Annotated in this window: 16 protein-coding genes and 1 pseudogene; 10 read left to right on the forward strand and 7 right to left on the reverse strand. The window is 64.2% G+C overall.

The genetic code is table 11. The features are described from left to right. The first annotated feature begins 18 nt into the window (after positions 1 to 18). A complete protein-coding gene (locus LB566_RS28125) occupies positions 19 to 1,047 on the forward strand; it encodes a zinc-dependent alcohol dehydrogenase family protein (RefSeq protein WP_224629191.1) in 1,029 nt (342 codons plus the stop codon). Between the two features lie 352 nt (positions 1,048 to 1,399). On the opposite strand, the gene LB566_RS28130 is transcribed toward LB566_RS28125, so the two are convergent. Then, positions 1,400 to 2,509 carry a TRAP transporter substrate-binding protein gene (locus LB566_RS28130; protein ID WP_140550332.1) on the reverse strand — a complete coding sequence of 370 codons (1,110 nt, stop codon included), beginning with the start codon at positions 2,507 to 2,509 and terminating at the stop codon, positions 1,400 to 1,402. 245 nt (positions 2,510 to 2,754) lie between these two features. Between LB566_RS28130 and LB566_RS28135 the strand changes: the two genes are divergently transcribed. Beyond that, a complete protein-coding gene (locus LB566_RS28135) occupies positions 2,755 to 3,546 on the forward strand; it encodes a gamma-glutamyl-gamma-aminobutyrate hydrolase family protein (RefSeq protein ID WP_224629192.1) in 792 nt (263 codons plus the stop codon). On the opposite strand, the gene LB566_RS28140 is transcribed toward LB566_RS28135, so the two are convergent. The 5 genes from LB566_RS28140 to LB566_RS28160 all read right to left on the reverse strand — a co-directional run bounded on the left by LB566_RS28140 (position 3,547) and on the right by LB566_RS28160 (position 7,571). Further along, entirely contained in the window at positions 3,547 to 3,951 is a 405-nt protein-coding gene (locus tag LB566_RS28140) for a hypothetical protein (RefSeq protein ID WP_224629193.1), read from the reverse strand. 86 nt (positions 3,952 to 4,037) lie between these two features. After that, on the reverse strand, positions 4,038 to 5,021 hold the full coding sequence (locus LB566_RS28145) for a 2-hydroxyacid dehydrogenase (protein WP_224629195.1): 984 nt from the start codon (positions 5,019 to 5,021) through the stop codon (positions 4,038 to 4,040). After that, a complete protein-coding gene (locus LB566_RS28150; RefSeq protein WP_140550335.1) occupies positions 5,018 to 6,040 on the reverse strand; it encodes a LacI family DNA-binding transcriptional regulator in 1,023 nt (340 codons plus the stop codon). Before LB566_RS28150 ends, LB566_RS28145 begins: the two co-directional genes overlap by 4 nt. Positions 6,041 to 6,106: 66 nt before the next feature. Continuing rightward, positions 6,107 to 6,991: a DMT family transporter gene (locus LB566_RS28155; RefSeq protein ID WP_181172428.1), complete on the reverse strand. Its 885-nt coding sequence runs from the start codon at positions 6,989 to 6,991 to the stop codon at positions 6,107 to 6,109. Positions 6,992 to 7,163: 172 nt separating this feature from the next. Beyond that, positions 7,164 to 7,571 carry a DUF2000 family protein gene (locus LB566_RS28160; RefSeq protein WP_224629196.1) on the reverse strand — a complete coding sequence of 136 codons (408 nt, stop codon included), beginning with the start codon at positions 7,569 to 7,571 and terminating at the stop codon, positions 7,164 to 7,166. A 49-nt stretch (positions 7,572 to 7,620) separates the two neighbouring features. Between LB566_RS28160 and LB566_RS28165 the strand changes: the two genes are divergently transcribed. Continuing rightward, positions 7,621 to 8,487 carry an AraC family transcriptional regulator gene (locus LB566_RS28165; RefSeq protein WP_224629197.1) on the forward strand — a complete coding sequence of 289 codons (867 nt, stop codon included), beginning with the start codon at positions 7,621 to 7,623 and terminating at the stop codon, positions 8,485 to 8,487. A gap of 16 nt (positions 8,488 to 8,503) precedes the next feature. Here the strand turns inward: LB566_RS28165 and LB566_RS28170 are convergent, their stop codons facing one another. Further along, complete coding sequence (locus LB566_RS28170) at positions 8,504 to 8,974, reverse strand: MarR family winged helix-turn-helix transcriptional regulator (RefSeq protein WP_140550339.1); 471 nt, start codon at positions 8,972 to 8,974, stop codon at positions 8,504 to 8,506. A 410-nt stretch (positions 8,975 to 9,384) separates the two neighbouring features. On the opposite strand from LB566_RS28170, the gene LB566_RS28175 reads away from it, so the two are divergent. The 7 genes and pseudogenes from LB566_RS28175 to LB566_RS28205 all read left to right on the forward strand — a co-directional run bounded on the left by LB566_RS28175 (position 9,385) and on the right by LB566_RS28205 (position 17,410). Continuing rightward, entirely contained in the window at positions 9,385 to 10,431 is a 1,047-nt protein-coding gene (locus tag LB566_RS28175; RefSeq protein WP_224629198.1) for a CobW family GTP-binding protein, read from the forward strand. Next, positions 10,413 to 10,654 (forward strand): annotated as a pseudogene (locus LB566_RS28180) (hypothetical protein); the annotation flags it as partial. The gene LB566_RS28175 and the pseudogene LB566_RS28180, both read left to right, overlap by 19 nt. 73 nt (positions 10,655 to 10,727) lie before the next feature. After that, positions 10,728 to 11,702 carry a WD40 repeat domain-containing protein gene (locus tag LB566_RS28185; protein ID WP_224629199.1) on the forward strand — a complete coding sequence of 325 codons (975 nt, stop codon included), beginning with the start codon at positions 10,728 to 10,730 and terminating at the stop codon, positions 11,700 to 11,702. A 120-nt stretch (positions 11,703 to 11,822) separates the two neighbouring features. After that, complete coding sequence (locus tag LB566_RS28190; protein ID WP_224629200.1) at positions 11,823 to 13,205, forward strand: aspartate aminotransferase family protein; 1,383 nt, start codon at positions 11,823 to 11,825, stop codon at positions 13,203 to 13,205. 11 nt (positions 13,206 to 13,216) lie between these two features. After that, positions 13,217 to 14,617 (forward strand): glutamine synthetase family protein, encoded by a 1,401-nt coding sequence (locus LB566_RS28195; protein ID WP_224629282.1) that lies wholly within the window; start codon positions 13,217 to 13,219, stop codon positions 14,615 to 14,617. An 88-nt stretch (positions 14,618 to 14,705) separates the two neighbouring features. After that, positions 14,706 to 15,938: a putative DNA modification/repair radical SAM protein gene (locus LB566_RS28200; protein WP_224629201.1), complete on the forward strand. Its 1,233-nt coding sequence runs from the start codon at positions 14,706 to 14,708 to the stop codon at positions 15,936 to 15,938. 2 nt (positions 15,939 to 15,940) lie between these two features. Continuing rightward, positions 15,941 to 17,410 (forward strand): UdgX family uracil-DNA binding protein, encoded by a 1,470-nt coding sequence (locus tag LB566_RS28205; RefSeq protein ID WP_224629202.1) that lies wholly within the window; start codon positions 15,941 to 15,943, stop codon positions 17,408 to 17,410.

A 17,410-nucleotide genomic window follows, 5' to 3' on the forward strand; every position in this document is an offset into this window, starting at 1 on the left:
GCCGGAGGTCGCAAAACCATGAAAGCGGTGCGGCTGGAATCGGTTGGCAGCATCACGCTGCGCGAGGTCGCCAAGCCCGTTCCCGGGCCTGACGATCTGCTGGTGCGCATCGAGGCCTGTGGGGTCTGCGGCACCGACCGGCATCTTTTCCACGGCGAGTTTCCCTGCAGACCGCCAGTGACGCCCGGACATGAGTTCTCCGGTATCGTCGAGGCGATGGGACCTTCCGTGAGCGGCTTCTCGATCGGCGACCGCGTCACCGGTGATCCCAACATCGCTTGCGGACGCTGCCGCCATTGCCATGCCGGCCGCGTCAATTTGTGCAGCAATCTCAATGCCATCGGCATCCATCGCGACGGCGGCTTCGCCGACTACGTCGTGCTGCCGCAGAAACAGGCCTTCATCCTGCCCGCGGACTTGAAGCCAACGCATGGCGCCTTCTGCGAGCCGCTCGGCTGCTGCCTGCATGGCATCGACCTGGCCCAGATCAGACCGGGCTCCTCTGTCGCCATACTTGGCGGCGGCGTGATCGGCCTGCTCACCGTGCAACTGGCAAGGCTTGCGGGAGCGACCACCATCATCCTGTCGACGCGCCAGGCTTCGCGGCGCGCGCTGGCGAAAGAGCTCGGCGCGACGGCAACGGTCGACGCAAGCGCAGCCGACGTCATCGATGCCATCGCCGGTCCAGCCGGACTGGTGCCCGGCGGCGTCGACGTGGTGCTCGAATGTGCCGGTGTCCAGGAAACGGTCGAGCAGTCGCTGCGGCTGGCGAGGGCCGGCGGCACGGTCGTCATTGTCGGCGTGGTGCCGCAAGGCATGAAGGCGGCGTTCGAGCCCTTCGATCTTCTGTTTCGCGAGTTGAAGGTTCTCGGCTCCTTCCTCAATCCCTACACGCACCGCCGCGCCGCCGAGCTGATCGCTTCGGGCGCGATCGAGATCGACCGGCTGATCTCCCGGCAGGTGCCGCTGGAAGAGGCGGCCACGGTGATCGCCAACCCGCCTGCCGTCGGCGAGGTCAAGGTGGTGGTGGTGCCGGGCGGAGCCTAAAGTCTTGCAACGTTGGCCACTGGCGAGACCGTCGATGACAGCTCCCCTCTCCCCGTCACTCTACGGGGAGAGGATGCCGGCAGGCAGGTGAGAGGCAGCGCCAATGGTGGATGGATAAGACACGAGGGTTGGCCTTCAGCCCCTAAAGCGCGTCGCGCTGAAACGGATTCAGGCGACGCGCTTCAAGTCTCTGTTTGATGCATGTCGATGTCCCGGAACCGCTGCACGCTTCTGGGCGACATGCATTAGACCTAAGCCCGGGCGATTCAATCGCCGAAGCCGGCGCTGCCCCTCATCCCCCTGCCGGGACCTTCTCCCCGTGTAGTGACGGGGAGAAGGGACCAATCCCTACCTACAGCTTGCCGTTGCGCTGCTGGACCATCATGAAGGTGTCGTAATTATACTCGGCCACCTGCGCCCAGAGATAATGCTCCTTACGGAAGCCCTTGATGGATTCCCAGATCTTCTTGAACGGGGCGTTCGAGGCTTCCATTTCGGCATAGACCTCATTGGCCTTCTCGAAGCAGGCGGCCATGATCTCCTGGCTGAACGGACGCAGTTTGGCGCCGCCTGCCACCAGCCGCTTCACCGCCGCAGGATTGAGGTAGTCGTATTTCTGCAGCATGTTGGCATCGGCGGCTTGCGCGGCGGTATGCAGCAGCGACTTGTAAGTCGGCGAAAGTTCTTCGTATTTCGCCTTGTTGAACATCAGGTGGACGGTCGGACCGCCTTCCCACCAGCCTGGATAGTAGTAGTAGGGCGCGACCTTATAGAAGCCGAGCTTCTCGTCGTCATAGGGGCCGACCCATTCGGCTGCGTCGATGGTGCCCTTTTCGAGCGCCGGGTAGATGTCGCCACCGGCGATCTGCTGCGGCACGACGCCGAGCTTCTGCACAACCTTGCCGGCGAAGCCGCCGATGCGCATCTTGAGGCCGGAAAGGTCGGCCACCGTGTTGATCTCCTTGCGGAACCAGCCGCCCATCTGCACGCCGGTATTGCCGCCAGGCAGGCCGAACAAGCCTTGCGTGGCGAGAAATTCGTTGAACAGGTCGATGCCGCCGCCATGATAGTGCCAGGCATTCATGCCGCGCGCGTTGAGCGAGAACGGAACCGCCGCGCCTAGCGCCCAGGTCGGGTCCTTGCCCCAGTAATAGTATGCCACCGTGTGGCAGGCCTCGACCGTGCCGGCGGTGGTGGCATCGGCCGCCTGAAGGCCGGGCACCAGTTCGCCAGCGGCGAAGACCTGTATCTGGAAATTGCCGTCGGTAGCTTCCGAAAGCATCTTGGAGAAGACCTCGGCGCCGCCATAGATCGTGTCGAGCGATTTGGGAAAGGACGACGCCAGCCGCCACGTCACCTTTGGATTGGACTGGGCTATGGCCGGCGCGGCGAGCGTGGCGGCGGCCGCGGCGGCGCCAACGCCGGTCGTCCCGGCCTTGCGGATGAATGAACGACGATCCATGAAGTCCTCCCTTTTGGATCAACAAAACCGACGTGCGGGGATGCTTGATGCCCCCGCACGGCTGGGCGAAACAATACACGGGCAAGGAGTCGAGTCCAGCGTGGCGGCCCGATTTGACGGCGTGTGCGCAGGGCCTTGCAACTATAGTCTAACGGGCCGTTTGGTGGCCCATCCGACAGACCGAAACTTGTCATGGAAAAATGTGCTGGGATCGCCTATTTTGAAGCCAGGATTCCCCGGCCCAGATGGAAAACAAAGCCAAAATGCAGCAGCCGCTCGTCGCCATATCGACCGACGTCCGTCAATTCGACAACTACACCTGGCATGCCGCCCCACAGCAATATCTGGAGGCGGCGATCGCCGGCGCCGGCGTGTTCCCGGTGCTGGTGCCTTCGTTCGGCGAGCGCCTCGATTTCGATGAGCTGCTGTCGTCGGTCGACGGCGTCATGCTGACCGGCTCGAAATCCAACGTGAACCCCTCGCTCTATGGCGGCGATGCCAGCGAGGCGAACGGCCCCTATGACCCGGCACGCGATGCCACCACCTTGCCGCTGATCCGCAAGGCGATCGAGCGTGGCGTGCCGCTGCTTGCCATCTGCCGCGGCATCCAGGAGCTGAACGTGGCGCTGGGCGGCACGCTGGGCACCGAGATCCAGGAGCGTGAAGGCTCGCTCGACCACCGCGCGCCGGTGAGCGATATCCAGGACGAACGTTTCGCGATTCACCAGACCGTTTCGATCAAGGCGGGCAGCTGTCTCGCCGGCGTGTTCGGCGCCGGGGCCATCAAAGTCAACTCGTTGCACCGCCAGGCAATCGACCGGCTTGGTTCAAAGCTCGATATCGAGGCTGTCGCCGCTGACGGCACGGTCGAGGCGGTCTCCGTAAAGAATGCCCGCGCTTTCGCGGTGGGCGTCCAGTGGCATCCCGAATACTGGGTCAAGTCGGACAGCAACTCGGCCAAGATCTTCCGCGCCTTCGGCGATGCGGTTCGCCTGCATGCGGCTGCCAAAGCCGGCGCCCGCGCGGCGGCGGAATAATCAGTCGTCGGTGCTCGGGTCCCAGGCCGCCGCCAGCGACAGCAGCGGCAGCGCGGGGGCGTAGGATTCGAAGCCGTCGCCATCGGCGACCGCGAAGGTGACGATCGGATCGACGCCGTTGGCGCTGAAGGCGACCGTGCCGTCCTCCTGCTCGCGCCAGAATTTCGCCCGCTCTATGCCTGGCATGAGCCGGCGGCAGTTCGGAGCCACCGTCAAAAGCGACAGGCCGTCCGAGACGGTGGCGCCGCGTTTGATTGCGCAAACCCCCTCATCACCATTGGCGACCAGCCTGTAGGTGTCGGGCGGCGCGGCCTCTTCAGCCACGCTTTCGCCAGTGCCGCCATGAAACAGCTGAACGCCGCCAAACAGGGCGGCGGCTCCGATCAGTGCGGAAAGCGTTTTCATGCTGACCCTCATCCATGCGTACGGACAGGATGAAGAATGATTTCAAAGGGTTAAGCTGACGTTAATAAATATGGCAGCCCGACCGCTCAGCCGCGCGCCTTCACATGCGCCGTCTCGGGCACGGGTGTGATCGACCGGCGCTCGCTGAACCAGGACACCAGATTGTCGACGCAAAGATCCGCCATGGCGCGACGTGTGTGCTCCGAGGCCGAGCCGACATGCGGCAACAGGCTGGCATTGGTCGCGTCAAGCAGCGCCTGTGGCACGTTCGGCTCGTCGGCGAAGACATCGAGCCCGGCGGCCGCGATAGTGCCCTTGGCCAGGGCTGTCGCAAGCGCCGCCTCGTCCACCGTGCTGCCGCGCCCGATATTGACGAAGACGCCGTTGGCGCCAAGCGCCGACAGGATCTCGGCATCGACCGCCTTTTCCGTCGAGGCGCCGCCCGGGACCACCGAAATCAGTGTGTCGACTGCTTCGGCGAGGCCCTTCAGCGTCGGGTGGTAGGGATAGGACAGGCCCTCGACCCGGCGCCGATTGTGATAGGCGACGGGCAATCCGAACGCCTCCAGCCGGCGGGCAATGGCGAGCCCGATACGGCCCATGCCGAAAATGCCGGCGCTGCGGCCGCGCAAGGTAAGCCGGCTCAGGGGATAGTTGCCCTTGCGCTGCCAGCTGCCGTCGCGCAGCCAGGTTTCGGCGCGCGGCAGGTCGCGCACGGTGTTGATCAGCAGGCCGATGGCGGTGTCGGCGACCTCCTCGGTCAGCACATCCGGCGTGTTGGTGACCATGATGCCATGATCGCCAGCGTGGCGGGCATCGACCGAATCATAGCCGACGCCGAAACTGGCGATGATCTCAAGCTTCGGCAATGCATCCATGAGGGCCGCGCTGATGCCGCCGAACGAGGCGATGGCGCGCACGTTGTCACGCATCTCATCGGTGACCAGGGAGGGGTCGGCGCGCTCGATCCCGACACGCCTGAATGTCCGGTCGATGCGTTCGACCGCATGGTCGTTGAAATGCCCCGGCACCAGGATGGCGACGGCTTGCAGTTGCTCGGGCTTTGTCATACGCGCTCCACCGGCTTGCCGGTCGACTGTCGCACATGCAGTTCCGGCTTGATCAGTTCCTGCGAGGGCCGCACCGTCTGCCCGTTCAGCTTGTCGAGAAGGGCGCTGGCGGCGCGGCGGCCAACCTCGCGCTGACCGTTCCATACCGTGGTCAGCGCCGGCGTGGCGATTGCCGCCTCCTCGAGATCGTCGTAGCCGGTGACCGATATGTCCAGGCCGGGCACCAGGCCGGCGCGCGCGATGCCGTTCATCAGGCCGATGGCGACGAGGTCGTTCCAGCAGCAGGCGGCTGTCGGCTTGTCCTTCAGGGCCAGGAACTGTCCGGCGGCCTCGAAGCCGGCCTGTTTGGTGCGCGGGCCGGGGATGCGCCAGGCCGGCCGCACTTCCAGCCCGGCGGCCTCCATGGCGTTGACATAGCCCTGGTAGCGGTCGCGGCCGGTCGAGGTCTGGTCGGTGCCGCCGATCATGGCGATGCGCTTGTGGCCGAGCGAAATCAGGTGATTGGTGGCAAGCCCGGTGCCATAGGCATCGTCGCCGCGAAACACCGGCACGTCGGCGCCCTCGACGGTGCGCGCGATCAGCACCGCCGGCAGGCCGTTTTCCTCGGCCATCAGAATATCCGAGGCCGGAGTGCCGATGGCCGGCGACATGATGACCCCGTCGGCGCCCAGCTGCAAAAGCGTGTCGATGAAGGTGCGCTGCTTCTCGAGCTGGTCGTAGTGATTGGACAGGATGAAGGTCTGGCGGCTGCGGTCGAGCTCGCTTTCGATCGAGCGCAGGATCTCGGCGAAGAACGGGTTCATGATGTCGTGCACGACGACGCCGACAATGCCTGACCGCGAGGTGCGCAGGCTGGCGGCGCGGCGGTTGTAGATGTAGCCGATGGCGCGGGCATGCTCCTTGATGCGGTCGCGAGTGCCGCCTGCGACCAGCGGGCTGTCGCGCAGCGCCAGCGATACCGTGGCCGTGGACACGCCGAGCGCGTCCGCGATCGTCGACAGCTTGATCTTCTGTGCCAGCCTTCCGCTCCCCGCCGTTTTTTTAAACTGTTTAAAGGCGGCCTTATGCCATCCTTCGGGGTTAAATCAAAGTTTTTTTGCCAGCGCTTCCGCCTCGACGTCCAGCACCGCGCGATTGCGCAAGCGCAGCCGGTGCTCGCGATGGACGATGTAGAGACCACTGGCGACGATGACGGCGGCGCCGACGAGCGTCCAGCGGTCGGGGAACTGCTTGAAGACGATGAGCCCGGAAAGGATCATCCACACCATCTGCGAATAGGGATAGGGGGCGAGCGCGGTGGTGGTGGCCATGCGATAGGCCTGCACCAGAAGCCAGTGACCGACGCCGCCGAACACGCCGAGCATGAGCAGGATGAACCAGTGCCAGCCATCGTGCGGCAGGGAAAACGAGAACGGCAGCATGGGCAGGAGCACCACCGCCGGGGCCAGCGCCGAAAACAGGATGAGGCTTTCCGATGTCTCGGTCGCCGACATGCGTCGGGTCATGATCACATAGAAGCAGTTCGACAGCATCGAGCCGAGCGCGAAGAGGTGTCCGATGCCGAAAACGCCGACTCCCGGCCTTGTGATGATCAGAACCCCGGCGAAAGCGGCCAGGATCGCCAGCCACCGCCGCCAGCCCGCCCATTCGCCAAGCAGCGGCCCGGCAAGTGCGGTGATGACCATCGGCCCGAAGAAATAGATCGACGTCGTCTCGGCCAGTTGCAGGGACCGCAGCGCCAGCACGTTGAAGATGGTCGAGCCGAACAGGAACAGCCCGCGCAGGACATGTGCCGGCAGGTTGACCGGACGGAACCGCGCCGGTTCGCGCCAGCCGCGCAACAGCGCGCCGACCAGCACGACATGCACGGCAAAGCGCACCCAGGCGACGACAAGCGCGGAGACGCCGGCCAGGACGAGATATTTGCTGCTGGTGTCGAGAAAGGTGAAGAAGACATAGGTGGACAGCATGCACAGGATCGCCACCGGCGGCGTCGCGCTTTCTGAAGATGTTTGGGGAGCACTCACTTGCAGGCCGAATGGAAAGCTGGGCTGAGGCCCACCTTTGCGGCAATTGCGGGCGTGCGGCAAGCCAAAAGCGGCTGGCACAACAAGACGCGCCGACAGGCTCAGGCCGGCGCCATCAGGGGTGCATGCGAGCACCCTTGGTGATCTTGTCGACCGTCTTCTTGTCGGCGCGCAATGCAATGCCGGCGATCCTGGCATCGTCGGGTGCGAACTGGGCGAATACCGCGCGGTTGGCCGCGTCAAAGCCGGTCGAGAACATTTCCTCGACATAAAGCGAGGTGGTCACACCCCGCTCCAGGGCGCGGCGGTGGATTGCGCCGAGTGTCGTCTGGTCGGCGCACAGCACGATGACCGGCTGGATCGACAGCGGGTTGTAGACATTGCCGGCGCGGTCACGATAGGGCTCGCCGATGATATCGGGGAACTGCGCGACGACGCCGCTGGTCAGGAAAGCGGTGACGTTGAGTTTTTGCCAGACCGGCAGATCATCCCTGAGCACGATTACAAATTTCGTATCGAACATGAGACAGTGACCATTCGGGGGTTATGCCCTTTCTAGGCGAAAGGAAGCGATGTCGCTCGATCTAGGCAGTCAGGCGTTCCAGGGTCTTGGACGTTTGTGCGCGGAGGCTGCGGAAAACTGCATCATTGCTGCCCGCGATCCTGCCGGCATGGAGCGCATCGAGGCGCGGTTCCACGGCAGCGCCTTCGACCTGCATCGCCACGACACCTATGCGATCGGGGTAACGCTGCAAGGCGTGCAGAGCTTTCGCTATCGCGGTGCGGTGCGGCATAGCCTGCCCGGCCAGATCATCGTCCTGCATCCCGACGAACTGCACGATGGCGGCGCCGGAACCGAGGACGGGCTGCGCTACAGGATCCTCTATCTGGAACCGTCACTGATGCTGGACTGCCTCGGCGGCGCATCTCTGCCTTTCGTCAGGGAGGCCGTGGTGGCGGACGAACGCCTGCGCGCGACCTTGCTTTCGGCGCTGGGTCCACTGGAAGAGGAACTCGACGAGCTGTTCGTCGCCGACTTCCTGGCGCAAATGATGCAAGGGCTCGCCAGCCATGCCGGCCAGCCGGCGAGAGCGGTGCGGGGAACGGCTTGGCGGGCGGCCGCGCTGGCGCGCGACTATCTCACGGAAAACTCTGCCCGGCCCGTGCGATCCGACGAGCTGGAGGCGGTTACCGGGTTCGACCGCTATGCCTTGTCCAGGCATTTCCGTGCCGCTTTCTCCACCAGCCCGCATCGTTTCCTTTTGATGCGCCGGCTTCAGCGCGCGCGGCGTATGATCGCCGTCGGCGAGCCGCTGGCGCAGATCGCGGCCGAAGCCGGTTTCAGCGACCAAAGCCATTTCAACAGGCAATTCAAGAAGGCATTCGGCATGACGCCGGGACGCTGGTGTTCGCTGATCCGCGGGTCCGCCGCGGCCTGATCGCCGGAATCGGCGGTCAGTCGTCCAACTCGGCGTCCTCATCGATCAAGGCCAGTTCCTCGTTCGAGAGATTGGCCTCGATGCGGGCAAGAAATTTGAACAGCGCCTTCTGTTCCTTCTTGTCGAGGCCCTTCAGCGCCTGCTTCTCGGTCTTCTTGACGGACTTTTCGATGGCGCGGATGGTCTCGCGGCCGGTGTCGGTGAGGAAGATATGCGCCTGGCGGGCATCGGCGTCGGAGGCGCGCTTTTGCAGGAAGCCCTGTGCCTGCAGCCGGTTGATGGTCTTGGTTATGGTGGGCGGCCGCACGCCGAGACGCCCGGCCAGATTGCCCGGCGTCTGGCCATCCTCGCGGTCGAGCGCCAGCATGATCTGGTCCTGGCCGGCATAGAAGCCGTGCGCCAGCAGCCGCGCCGCAAGCGCTGTTCTTGCCAGCCTTGCCGCCGAATGCAGCCGGCTCATTGTCGCAGTCTTGTCCGCCTTGGCCATGGTCATCCCTCTTCGGCCATACCGGTGCGGGCAGCATAGACGCAGCCGGCCGGTTGGCAATCGACGATCAAAAAGATTCCGGCGCCTGAAACAGCTTTGCCGGCAAGCATTGCGGTGTCCGCCGTGGCTAATGCCAGATGATTATTTCAGTTAGATGACAAACGACTTTTCGCGAAAGCGATTGCGGTGGATCGGCTCGGCATGATCGTCCACAGGCTCCTTTTGCGCACGAATATCGCACAGTCCGCGGGGCGTCGCGCTCCGGCCGTTTCGAGGAGACCTTGGCCTATGGTTCGGGCCGCAGCCATTTGCGGTTTGCCTCGTGCAAAAGCCAGCCGCACATCCTATATGGAACCGACAATCCCTTTCGAGGCCGAGATCTTTCAAGGCCCATCCATTCGAGGCAAGCCATGAGCGACGCACAGACGCAGATTCCCGTAACTGTTCTGACCGGCTATCTCGGCGCCGGCAAGACGACGCTGCTGAACCGCATCCTGTCGGAAAACCACGGCAGGCGCTACGCCGTGATCGTCAACGAATTCGGCGAGATCGGCATCGACAACGACCTGATCGTGGAATCCGACGAGGAAATCTACGAGATGAACAATGGCTGCGTCTGCTGCACGGTGCGTGGCGACCTGATCCGCGTGGTCGAAGGCCTGATGCGCCGGCCCGGCCGCTTCGACGCCATTGTGGTGGAGACCACGGGTCTCGCCGATCCGGTGCCGGTGGCGCAGACCTTCTTCATGGACGACGACGTGCGCTCCAAGACCAAGCTCGACGCGGTGGTGGCGCTGGTCGACGCCAAGCACCTGCCGCTCAGGCTGAAGGATTCCAAAGAAGCCGAGGACCAGATCGCCTTCGCCGACGTCGTGGTGCTCAACAAGACCGACCTCGTCACATCAGAAGAACTGGCCAAGGTCGAAGCGACGATCCGCGCCATCAACCCGGCGGCAAGGATTCATCGCACCACCCGCGCTGGCGTGGCGCTGTCGGAAGTGCTCGACCGCGGCGCCTTCGACCTGTCCAAGGCGCTGGAGAACGACCCGCATTTCCTCGAGGCGCATGACGACCACCATGATCATCACCATCACGATCATGACGGGCACGATCACGACCACGATGGGCACCACCATCACGCGCACCCCTCCGACATCCATGACGTGACGGTGCAGTCGGTTTCGCTGCGCGGGGGCGAGATGGATCCGAAGAAATTTTTCCCCTGGATCGAGAAGGTCACCCAGATTGAGGGACCGAACATCCTGCGCCTGAAAGGCATCATCGCCTTGAAGGGCGACGACGAGCGCTACGTCATCCAGGGCGTGCACATGATCATCGAGGGCGACCACCAGCGCGCCTGGAAAGACGGCGAGAAGCATGAGAGCCGGCTGGTGTTCATCGGCCGCGAACTGGACGCCGAACGGCTGAGGAAGAGCTTCGAGGCCTGCCAGGCCTAAGTCTCGGTGGCGGCGTGCGCTGCTCGCGGCTTGCGGGTGAAGGCGGCGGCATTCTGCTCATCATCGATGCCAAGGGCGAGCGGGCCTCAACGTGGCATGTCGGCTATGGCGCCGAGCGCCTCACCGGATCGGATCCGACCCTGGTGATGCCATGACATCATTCGCAGCCGATCTTCGAGCCAAGGGGCTGCTTTTGACGCCCGCCTCCTCATCACTTTGCTGATCCTGACGGTTGTCGGAACCGCAAACGTCGAGTAAGCCGCCTCTGCAATTTCATTCAGCCCACAAAGAAGCTCATGCCAACCGTCGCCCCGCTTGATCTCGAAGGCCATTGCGTCGCCGCCGTCTTCCTTGGCGACGTGCCGCATTTCGCGATGGCCGACGGCACCGTCCATCGGCTCGACAATGGCCACAAGACGGTGCAGGCCAATGACGGGCTGCTCGCAGCTTTCCATGACGCGGCCAACGACCGGCTGCTCACCGGCGGCGAGGATGGCAAGGTGTTCGCCGTCAAAGCCGGCGGTGACGTGAGCGAACTCGCCAGCGCGGGCAAGAAGTGGGTCACCAGCGTCGCCGCTGGCCCGCAAGGCGCCATCGCCTATGCTACAGGCAAGACCGCCTATGTGCGCTTTGCCGACGGCCGGACAAAAGAGTTCGCCCATCCGCGTTCGGTCGAGGGGCTGGCCTTCTCGCCCAAGGGCATGCGCTTCGGCGTCGCGCGCTACAATGGCGCGACGCTGCATTTCCCGGCCGCCGAGGGCAAGCCGGTGGAGCTCGAATGGGCCGGCGCCCATACCGGCATCACCTTCTCGCCGGATGGCGCCTTCCTCGTCACCACCATGCAGGAAAACGCATTGCACGGCTGGAAGCTGGCGGACGGCAAGCACATGCGCATGAGCGGCTATCCCGCCAAGGTCAAAAGCCTGTCATGGAGCGTGAAAGGCAAGTGGCTGGCGAGTTCCGGCGCGCCGGCGGCGATCGTCTGGCCGTTTTCAGGCAAGGACGGGCCGATGGGCAAGGCGCCGCTGGAACTCGGCACGCGCGGCAACGCGATGGTGACCTCAGTCGCCTGCCATCCAAGCCAGGATGTCGTCGCCATCGGCTATGAGGACGGCATGGTGATGGCGGTGCGTTTTTCCGACGCCAAGGAGGTGCTGTTGCGCCGCCCCGGCAAGGGTGCCATCACCTCGATGATGTGGGACAGGGAGGAACGCCGCATCGCTTTCGGCAGTGCCGCCGGCGACTGCGGCGTTATCGACATCACGGGTTAAGGGAGTAGGGGAGTAGGGGAACAACGAGCGAGGACAGGAAGTGCCGTTGTGGGCACTGACGTCTTTCCACGGCCCTGCCCTACTGCGCTACTGCCTTATTCCCCACCAGAGGGGTTTTTCGTGCACAGCAGCGACTCGTCGAAAACGTCCATTGGCGGCGTCAGCCGCGACCGCATTGCGGCATTGCGCGACACCGAGGGCGCCGCCTTCCGCAAGGCGCGGCCGAAATCGCAGGCCAAGGCCGGCAACGGCATGCCCGGCTTCTTCGGCGGGGTGCCGATGCACTGGATGAACGACTGGCCGACGCCGTTTCCGATCCTGGTCGAGAGCGCCAGAGGCGCTACGATCACCGACATCGACGGCAACAGGCTCGACGATTTCTGCCTCGGCGACACCGGATCGATGTTCGGCCATTCGCCGCCGGCGGTAGCGCGCGCCATCCGACGGCAGGCCGGGCGCGGCCTGACATACATGCTGCCTTCGGAAGATGCGCTCGCCATCGGACCGCTGTTGCAAAAGCGCTTCGGCCTGCCGTTCTGGCAGATCGCCACGACGGCGACCGATGCCAACCGCTTCGCGCTGCGCGTTGCCCGCGCCGTCGCCGGGCGAGAAAAGATCTTGGTCTTCAACGGCTGCTATCACGGCTCGGTCGACGAGACGATGGTGCGGCTGATCGACGGCAAGCCAGCCAATCGGCCGGGATTGGCCGGCGAATTCCGCGACCTGACCCGCACCGCCAAGATCATCGAGTTCAACGACGTTGCCGCGCTGGAGGCGGCGCTCAGGGACCAGGATGTCGCCTGCGTCATCACCGAACCGGTGCTGACCAATTCCTGCATGGTGCTGGCCGATCCCGGTTTCCACGAGGCGTTGCGAAAGCTGACGCGCGCGGCGGGCACGCTGCTTCTGATCGACGAGACGCATACGATCTCGACCGGCCCAGGCGGCTATACCGGGAAATACGGACTGGAGCCGGATTTCTTCGTGTTGGGCAAGCCGATCGCCGGCGGCGTGCCGGCAAGCGTCTGGGGCATGAGCGACGAGGTCGCCTCGCGCTACGCCGACTACAACAGGGCGAAAGAGCCGGGTTATTCCGGCATGGGGACGACGCTCTCGGCCAACCCGTTGCAATTCGCGGCCATGCGCGCCGCCCTCGAAGAGGTGATGACCAAAGAAAATTATGACCGCATGGAGCATCTGGCGCGGCGGCTCGATGCCGGGCTGACCGCGGTCATCGACCGCTACCGCCTGCCATGGCATGTCGCTCGCGTCGGTGCCCGCGTCGAATTCATCTGCGCGCCCGGCCCGCTGCGCACTGGTGCCGAGGCGGAAGCCGCGCATGCGCCGGAACTCGAAGCCGCCATCCATGTCGCGCTGGTCAATCGCGGCGTGCTGATTGCGCCCTTCCACAACATGATGCTGATCTCGCCGGCGACGTCAGGCGCCCAAGTCAACCGGCTGATCACCGCCTTCGGCGCGGTTGCGGCGGAGCTTGCGGCATGAGAAAAGCGGCCATGGATAGTGCCACCGTGACCTCACCTTCCGGCTCCTCGCCCACCGAAGCGCAGGCCTTTCTCGACGCCCATCCCGAGATCGAAGCCTTCGACATCGTGCTGACCGATGCCAACGGCGTCGGCCGCGGCAAGATCGTGCGCCGGCACGAGCTGAAAGCCATCTTCGAAGGCGGCCGGCACATGCCGATCTCGATCCTCGGCCTCGACATCACCGGCGAGGACGTGCACGAAACCGGACTGATCTGGACCACCGGCGACGGCGATCTGCGCGCCTGGCCGATTCCTGGCACGCTGGTGCCGCTCCACGGCACCAACCCGCCGCGCGGCCAGGTGCTGATGGCGATGTATCATCTCGACGGCGCGCCGATGGCATCGGACCCACGGCTGGCGCTGGCAAGGCAGGTCGACATATTGGCGTCCAAGGGGTTGTACCCGGCCGGCGCCTTCGAGCTCGAATTTTTTCTCCTCGCCAACGAGCGCGACAGCGACGGCAAGGTGCAGCCGGCGCGCGCCGTGCTGGACGGCCGCGTCTCGGGCAAGACCGAGGTCTACTCGGTCGACCATCTGCACGGCATGGAGCCGCTGTTCTCCGACATCTATGCCGCGGCCAAGGCACAGGGCATTCCGGCGGAGACCGTGATCTCCGAATATGCGCCCGGCCAGTACGAGTTGACGCTCAACTACCGCAAGGACGTGATGCGGGCGGCTGACGACCTCGTCATGCTGAAACGGCTGGTGCGGGCGCAGGCGCGTCGCCATGGCGTCACCGCTTGCTTCATGGCCAAGCCGATCGAGAAATATGCCGGCTCCGGCATGCATTTCCACGTCTCGCTGCAGGACAAGTCTGGCCGAAACGTTTTTTCGGAGGCCGGCGGCGAGAGCTGGTCGCTGCCGCTGCTGCGCGGGCTGGGCGGCCTGATCCAGACCATGGCGGAATCGATGCTGGTGTTTGCGCCGCACGCCAATTCCTGGCGGCGCTTCGTCTCGCAATCCTATGCGCCGGTGGCTCCGACCTGGGGCGTCAACAACCGGTCGGTGGCGCTGCGCGTGCCGGCGGGCGACGCCAGGAACCGGCGCATCGAGCATCGGCCGTCGGGCGTCGACGCCAACCCGTATCTGATCGCGGCAACCGTGCTTGCCGGCATCGTCAAGGGGCTCGACGAAGGCCTCGATCCTGGCCCCGAGACGACCGGAAACGGTTATGAGGCGGCGGTGACGCGCACGACCATGCCGGTCGACTGGCGCGCCGCCATCGAAGCGGCCAAGGCGTCCAGCTTCCTAAAAGGCGCGCTTGGCGAAGACCTGCACCGCACCTTCGTGGCGATCAAGCAGTCCGAATACCTGCGCGTGGCGCGCACGGTCAGCGAGCTGGACTATCACCTCTATCTGCACGAGGTCTGATGCCATGGTGATTCGCGCGGCGATCACTTTTTCGCCGCCGCCCTCAAATTAGGTGGCGCAGCGCCGTTTCGGAACATATCATGAACGTATGAGCGCGCTCACCATCCGCGAAAAGCTTGCGATCCTGTCCGATGCGGCCAAATATGACGCTTCCTGCGCCTCATCAGGCGCGGCGAAAAAGGATTCGCTGAAATCCGGCGGCATCGGCTCCACCGAAGGCATGGGCATCTGCCATTCCTACGCACCCGATGGCCGCTGCATTTCGCTGTTGAAAGTCCTGCTCACCAATTTTTGCATCTATGATTGCAGCTATTGCATCAACCGCTCTTCCTCCAATGTGCGCCGCGCCCGCTTCAGCATCGACGAAGTGGTCAAGCTGACCATGGATTTCTACCGACGCAACTATATCGAGGGCTTGTTCCTGTCCTCAGGCGTCATCCGCTCGCCTGATGAAACCATGGGCGAGATGGTCGAAGTGGCGCGGAAGCTGCGGCTGGAAGAGAAGTTCTCGGGTTATATTCACCTGAAAACCATCCCGGAAACTTCGACGGAACTGATCGAGAAGGCAGGGCTCTATGCCGACCGGCTGTCGATCAATGTCGAGCTCCCCACCGATGAGGGTGTGAAGCGACTGGCGCCCGAAAAGAAGCCGGAAACCATCCGCCTTTCCATGGCCAGGCTGCGCCGGAAGATGGAAGAAAAAGCCGAGCCGACGCTGACCAAAAAGCGCGAACGTTTCGCGCCGGGCGGCCAGTCGACGCAGATGATCATCGGCGCCGACAAGACCTCGGACGACGGCATCCTGCACACCAGCGCCCGACTCTACGGCAGCTACCACCTGCGGCGGGTCTATTATTCGGCCTTCAGCCCGATCCCGGATTCCTCGTCGTCGCTGCCGCTGCAGAAGCCTCCGTTGATGCGCGAACACCGACTTTACCAGGCCGACTGGCTGATGCGGTTCTATGGGTTCTCGCAGCCCGAAATCCTGGCCGGCAGCCGCGACGGCATGCTTGACCTCACGATCGACCCGAAGCTTGCCTGGGCGCTGCGCAACCGAGGACGCTTTCCGGTCGACGTCAACCGCGCCGATCGCGAGGTGCTGCTGCGCGTTCCAGGTCTCGGCGCCAAGGTGGTCGCAAAAATCCTGGAGACCCGCCGCCACCGACGGCTGCGGCTCGAGGATGTCGGCCGGCTCTGCCATTCCATCGCCAAGCTCCGGCCCTTCATCGTCGCAGAAGGCTGGTCGCCAGGCGCGCTGACCGACGAGGCCGGCCTGCGCGGCAAGATCGTGCAATCCTGCGAACAACTGGCGCTGTTTTGACCATGCAGCCCGGTGAACTCGATCTCACCCGCCACAGCGTTTGGCTCGAAAGCGAGACCGACTTCGCCGGCTGGCGCGACGCGGCGCGAGGGCTGGCACTGAACGAGGTCAGGCCCGAGGACATCAGCTGGCATGTCGCAGCCGGTTCCGATCGGCCCTTGAGCGATTTGCCAAACGTGCCGCAGGGCGCACAACTCGTGGTTCCGCGCGATTTCATCGGCCATGCCGAAACCGCCTTCTGCCATTCCGACCCCGGCCGGTTTGCCTTTCTCTACCGGCTGCTGTGGCGGTTGCGCACTGAACCCAAGCTTCTGGCGATTGCATCGGATCCCGACATCAGGCGGCTTGAGACTATGGAAAAGGCGGTGCGGCGCGACAGCCACAAGATGCATGCCTTCGTCCGCTTCCGAAAGATCGGTGATGGCGACGAAGAGCACTACGTCGCCTGGTTCGAGCCCGATCATTACATCGTCGAGCGCAATGCCGATTTCTTCGTGCGGCGTTTCACCGGCATGCACTGGACGATTCTGACGCCCTATGCATCCGCAGACTGGGATGGCGAGAGGCTCGCGATCGGGCCGGGGGCGGTCAAGGGCGATGCGCCCACGCAGGACGACACCGAAGCCCTGTGGCGCACCTATTTCGAGAACATCTTCAACCCGGCGCGGCTCAAGGTGAAAGCCATGCAGAAGGAGATGCCGAAGAAATATTGGCGGAACCTTCCCGAGGCCTCGCTCATTCCTGATTTGATCGCAGGAGCGGACAAGGCCGCTATAGCCATGATTGCCAGAATGCCGACGGCACCCGCGCCGCACCACGTCAAGATTCAGGCGCGGCATTGGCCAAAGCGTCAGCCGGTCGACCTCCCGGAGGACGACGACGCCAAGACGATTGCCGAACTGCGCGAAGCGGCGAAAGGCTGCCGTCGCTGTCCGCTCTGGCGTGACGCGACGCAGACCGTGTTCGGCGAAGGGCCTGACGGCGCCAAGGTGATTTTCGTCGGCGAGCAGCCCGGCGATCAGGAAGATCTCGCCGGCGCTCCTTTCGTCGGCCCGGCCGGAAGGGTGCTCGACGCCATACTGAACGACGCCGGAGTCGACCGCCAAAAAGTCTACGTCACCAACGCGGTCAAGCATTTCAAGTTCGAGCCGCGCGGCAAGCGTCGCATCCATTCCAAGCCGAACGCGGGTGAGGTTCAGGCGTGCCGCTGGTGGCTCGACCAGGAGTTCGGACTGATCAAACCGAACCTTGCCGTGGCGCTTGGCGCAACGGCGGCATTGTCGCTGCTGGGCAAGGCGGTTCCGGTGACGAAGATGCGCGGCCGGGCGATCGAGCGGGAAGATGGCATGCGTGTGTTCATCACCATCCATCCCTCCTTCATCCTGCGCATCCGTGACCGTGCGGACAAGGAGGCCGAGCGCGAACGGTTCCTTGACGACATGAAGCAGGTGAAGCGGCTGATGGCTGCCTGA

The organism is Mesorhizobium sp. CA13, from assembly GCF_020165235.1.
GTDB lineage: Bacteria > Pseudomonadota > Alphaproteobacteria > Rhizobiales > Rhizobiaceae > Mesorhizobium.

Bases quoted from the DNA above. Each gene is read 5' to 3' on its own strand.
- LB566_RS28125 (WP_224629191.1), top strand. From the start codon at position 19: ATGAAAGCGGTGCGGCTGGAATCGGTTGGCAGCATCACGCTGCGCGAG.
- LB566_RS28130 (WP_140550332.1), bottom strand. From the start codon at position 2,509: ATGGATCGTCGTTCATTCATCCGCAAGGCCGGGACGACCGGCGTTGGC.
- LB566_RS28135 (WP_224629192.1), top strand. From the start codon at position 2,755: ATGGAAAACAAAGCCAAAATGCAGCAGCCGCTCGTCGCCATATCGACC.
- LB566_RS28140 (WP_224629193.1), bottom strand. From the start codon at position 3,951: ATGAAAACGCTTTCCGCACTGATCGGAGCCGCCGCCCTGTTTGGCGGC.
- LB566_RS28145 (WP_224629195.1), bottom strand. From the start codon at position 5,021: ATGACAAAGCCCGAGCAACTGCAAGCCGTCGCCATCCTGGTGCCGGGG.
- LB566_RS28155 (WP_181172428.1), bottom strand. From the start codon at position 6,991: ATGCTGTCCACCTATGTCTTCTTCACCTTTCTCGACACCAGCAGCAAA.
- LB566_RS28160 (WP_224629196.1), bottom strand. From the start codon at position 7,571: ATGTTCGATACGAAATTTGTAATCGTGCTCAGGGATGATCTGCCGGTC.
- LB566_RS28165 (WP_224629197.1), top strand. From the start codon at position 7,621: ATGTCGCTCGATCTAGGCAGTCAGGCGTTCCAGGGTCTTGGACGTTTG.
- LB566_RS28170 (WP_140550339.1), bottom strand. From the start codon at position 8,974: ATGGCCAAGGCGGACAAGACTGCGACAATGAGCCGGCTGCATTCGGCG.
- LB566_RS28175 (WP_224629198.1), top strand. From the start codon at position 9,385: ATGAGCGACGCACAGACGCAGATTCCCGTAACTGTTCTGACCGGCTAT.
- LB566_RS28185 (WP_224629199.1), top strand. From the start codon at position 10,728: ATGCCAACCGTCGCCCCGCTTGATCTCGAAGGCCATTGCGTCGCCGCC.
- LB566_RS28195 (WP_224629282.1), top strand. From the start codon at position 13,217: ATGGATAGTGCCACCGTGACCTCACCTTCCGGCTCCTCGCCCACCGAA.
- LB566_RS28200 (WP_224629201.1), top strand. From the start codon at position 14,706: ATGAGCGCGCTCACCATCCGCGAAAAGCTTGCGATCCTGTCCGATGCG.
- LB566_RS28205 (WP_224629202.1), top strand. From the start codon at position 15,941: ATGCAGCCCGGTGAACTCGATCTCACCCGCCACAGCGTTTGGCTCGAA.